Annotated in this window: 5 protein-coding genes; 2 read left to right on the top strand and 3 right to left on the bottom strand. The window is 75.9% G+C overall.

Translation table 11 applies throughout. The annotated features are described in order from the left end of the window. Positions 1 to 90: 90 nt before the first annotated feature. Positions 91 to 417 carry a hypothetical protein gene (locus tag ACTUAL_RS02550; protein ID WP_096494895.1) on the bottom strand — a complete coding sequence of 109 codons (327 nt, stop codon included), beginning with the start codon at positions 415 to 417 and terminating at the stop codon, positions 91 to 93. Positions 418 to 555: 138 nt separating this feature from the next. Between ACTUAL_RS02550 and ACTUAL_RS02545 the strand changes: the two genes are divergently transcribed. Continuing rightward, positions 556 to 1,230 carry a GNAT family N-acetyltransferase gene (locus tag ACTUAL_RS02545; RefSeq protein WP_440899133.1) on the top strand — a complete coding sequence of 225 codons (675 nt, stop codon included), beginning with the start codon at positions 556 to 558 and terminating at the stop codon, positions 1,228 to 1,230. Positions 1,231 to 1,237: 7 nt separating this feature from the next. Here ACTUAL_RS02545 and ACTUAL_RS02540 read toward each other — a convergent pair whose 3' ends face one another. After that, positions 1,238 to 1,741 (bottom strand): hypothetical protein, encoded by a 504-nt coding sequence (locus ACTUAL_RS02540; RefSeq protein ID WP_157767722.1) that lies wholly within the window; start codon positions 1,739 to 1,741, stop codon positions 1,238 to 1,240. A 91-nt stretch (positions 1,742 to 1,832) separates the two neighbouring features. Next, entirely contained in the window at positions 1,833 to 2,234 is a 402-nt protein-coding gene (locus ACTUAL_RS02535) for a Dabb family protein (RefSeq protein WP_096494889.1), read from the bottom strand. A gap of 85 nt (positions 2,235 to 2,319) precedes the next feature. Here ACTUAL_RS02535 and ACTUAL_RS02530 point away from each other — a divergent pair, with 85 nt between their 5' ends. Beyond that, positions 2,320 to 2,970 (top strand): TetR/AcrR family transcriptional regulator, encoded by a 651-nt coding sequence (locus ACTUAL_RS02530; protein ID WP_440899132.1) that lies wholly within the window; start codon positions 2,320 to 2,322, stop codon positions 2,968 to 2,970. Positions 2,971 to 2,983 lie beyond the last annotated feature (13 nt).

The raw sequence follows: 2,983 nt of genomic DNA, 5'->3' as shown, positions 1-2,983 counted from the left end.
GCCCCGGCGGGGGGGGCGCCGGCCGCGGGGGGGGGGGGGCGCCCCCCCGGGGGGGGCGGCGCCCCCCCCCCCCCCCCCCCCCCCCACCGGTCAGACCCTCGTGCGCCACTCCTCCTGCCACCCCACCCGCGCCTGGTACACGGTGGCCAGCAGCCGCAGCGTCGCCTCGTCCGCCAGCCGCTCCACCTCCTCGCGCAGCAGCTCCGCCTTCCGCTGGAACGGCACCAGCGCCTCGTCCTCCGTCGCCGCCACCCCGCCGCCGGTCAGCAGCAACCCGCGCCCGTCGTCCGTGCGCAGCAGGCTCAGCCGCCCCTGCTGCTCGGCCTCCACCAGCAGCGGGACCTTGCCCTGCTCGGCCCGCCGCTCGTCCTCGGCCAGGCCCTCCAGCACGAACCGCCGCATCTCCTGTTCACCCATGCCCCACGGTTCTCCACAACCACACCCGTTCAACCCCACCCGTTCGCCCGCGTCCCGGTCCACGATGTGGTCCCGGTTGGACAGCGCGCCCGCGCCGGACGGATGATCCCTCCCGGTTTCCGGCCAGGAGGAGGGCGCATGTCACCGCTGGACAACCCGTCCTGGTCGGCGCTGAACGGCGCGCAGACCCGGTTCGCCGAGGGCTCCGGTGGCGCGCGGCGCTACCACCGGGACGTCGCGCCCTTCCACTCCGTGCCCACCGACCCGGACGCCGCCGACTGGCGCGACCTGGCCCGGTTGACCGGCCCCGGCGCGCAGGTCGTCCTCAACACCAACGCCGACCTCCCGGCCGACTGGGAGCTGGTGCACCACACGCCCGCCGTGCAGCTGGTCGACGACGGCATCACGCCCGCGCCGGACGCCGAGGCGGTGCGGCTCGGCGCGCCCGACGTGCCGGAGATGCTCGACCTGGTCGCCCGCACCCAGCCGGGGCCGTTCCTGCCGCGCACCGTGGAGCTGGGCAACTACCTGGGCGTGCGGCGCGGTGGGGCGCTGGTCGCGATGGCCGGGGAGCGGATGCGCCCGGACGGCCACACCGAGATCAGCGCGGTGTGCACCGATCCCGCCCACCGGGGGCAGGGCCTGGCGGCGCGGCTGGTGCTCGCGGTCGCGGTCGGCATCGCGGAGCGCGGCGAGACGGCGATGATGCACGCCGCGTCCGCGAACACCGGGGCGATCCGGGTCTACGAGAAGCTCGGGTTCGCGGTGCGCCGGGAGACGAAGTTCATCGCGGTCCGCGCGCCGCTGGCGTGACCCGCGCTCAGGCCGGGGCGCCTTCCTCCCGCTTGCCGCCGCTCTCCTGCCTGCCGTTCGCCTGCGGCGCGCCCTCCGGGGGAGCGCCCTCGTCGACGCCGAGCGAGCCGTCGAGCAGCTCCCGCCCGCGCGCCTCGAACACCGCGGCGTAGGCCGCCGAGTACTTCTCGTACACCGCGAGCCCGTCCGCCTCCCGCACCGCCTCGGCCCGGAACTCGTCGCGCAGCCTGCGCATGGTGTTCACGTCCGAGCGGCGCTTGCGGCTGTGCAGGTAGGGCTTGAACGTCACGTTCAACCCGCCCACCACGGCGGCGAGCAGCAGCAGCGCCTTGCCCAGCGCCGTCTCGGACGAGGCGAACCCGGCGGCGAGCACGGCGGGCACCGCGATCAGCACCACGCTGTAGGCCATGCCGGTCGTGCGGTGCACCACCCGCCACAGCGCCATGCGGTCGCAGTCCCGCCGCATCCTGGTGTCCAGCTCGGAGATCAGCGCCTGCGCGTCGTCTGCCACGGCCCACATCCTGGCAGCCGCGCCCCCCCGCGCGGCGGCGCTCCACCCCGCGCTCGCCCGTCCGGCCCAACCACCCGGTCGGGCCATGGCCTCACCCGGCGGCGAGGTCCAGCTCGGGCACGCTCTCCAGCAGCCGGGCCCACTCCGGGTGCGCGGCGGCCTTCTCCCGGTGCACCGCGTTGACCGCCTCGGCCAGCTCGGGCGAGCCCTCGTCGGCGAAGCGCGTCGCCGAGAGCCTGGCCAGCCTGGGCACGATCACCGAGTCGGCGGCCAGGTGCGCGGGGTCGTGCACGTACCGGCGCAGCGCGTCCAGGTCGGCCAGCGCCACGCAGTAGGCGTGGGTGAACCGCGCGTCGTCGCCGATGTCCGGGCCGACCGAGGAGAACGCCACCGGTTCCAGCGCGGTCAGCTCCCGCATCACCGCCAGCACCTCCGCGCGCTCCCGCTCCGTGGTCTCCTGCCGGAACGCGAACCTCAGCACGTTGACGATCACCGTCTCGACCTCCCCAGAAGTGAACCAGTGGGTTCAAACTATTGAACACACTGGTTCATTCGCAAGGGGTCGATAGGCTCAACCCGTGATCGACGGGGGAGCGCGTCGCGGGCGCGCGGACAAGCGGACGGCGATCCTGGCCGCCGCCTTCCGGGTGTTCGCCGGGCGCGGTTACGCCCAGGCGTGCGTGCGCGACATCGCCGACGAGGCGGGCGTGGCGAAGCCGACCGTCTACAACCACCTCGCGGACAAGGAGTCGCTGTTCCGCGAGTCCCTGCTCGCCGCGGCCGACCGGGCGCGCGACCGGCTCGACGCCGCGCTCGACGGCCTGCGCGCGCCCGCCCTCCCGACCGCCGACGCGGTCGGTCCCGTTCTGGCGGGCGCGGTCGGCGAGCTGGCCTCGGTGCTCGCGTCCGACGAGGTGCGGTCGCTGCGGCTGCTCGCGCTCGGCAACGCCGCGCTCTTCCCCGAGCTGGTCGGCGAGGTGCACCGCCGCACGTCCGCCGCGACCGCCGCCGCGCTCGCCGACCGCCTGGCCTGGTTGGTCCTGTCCGGCGCGCTGAGCCGCTGCGAGCCCGACCGCGCCGCCGGGCACCTGCTGTCCCTGGTGGACGGCGCGCTGGACGCCCGCTCGGCGTGGGGCAGCCGCGCCCTGCCGACCGCCGAGGCGCGCGCGGCGGGGGAGGACGCGGCCGAGGTGTTCCTGCGCGCGCACGGGGTTCGACCCTCCGGCTGACCGGCCCGCAGCG

This window comes from Actinosynnema sp., from assembly GCF_052038725.1.
This window is presented reverse-complemented; position numbering and strand designations above follow the sequence as displayed.

Coding starts and splice junctions, on each gene's coding strand:
- ACTUAL_RS02550 (WP_096494895.1), bottom strand. CDS start 417: ATGGGTGAACAGGAGATGCGGCGGTTCGTGCTGGAGGGCCTGGCCGAG.
- ACTUAL_RS02545 (WP_440899133.1), top strand. CDS start 556: ATGTCACCGCTGGACAACCCGTCCTGGTCGGCGCTGAACGGCGCGCAG.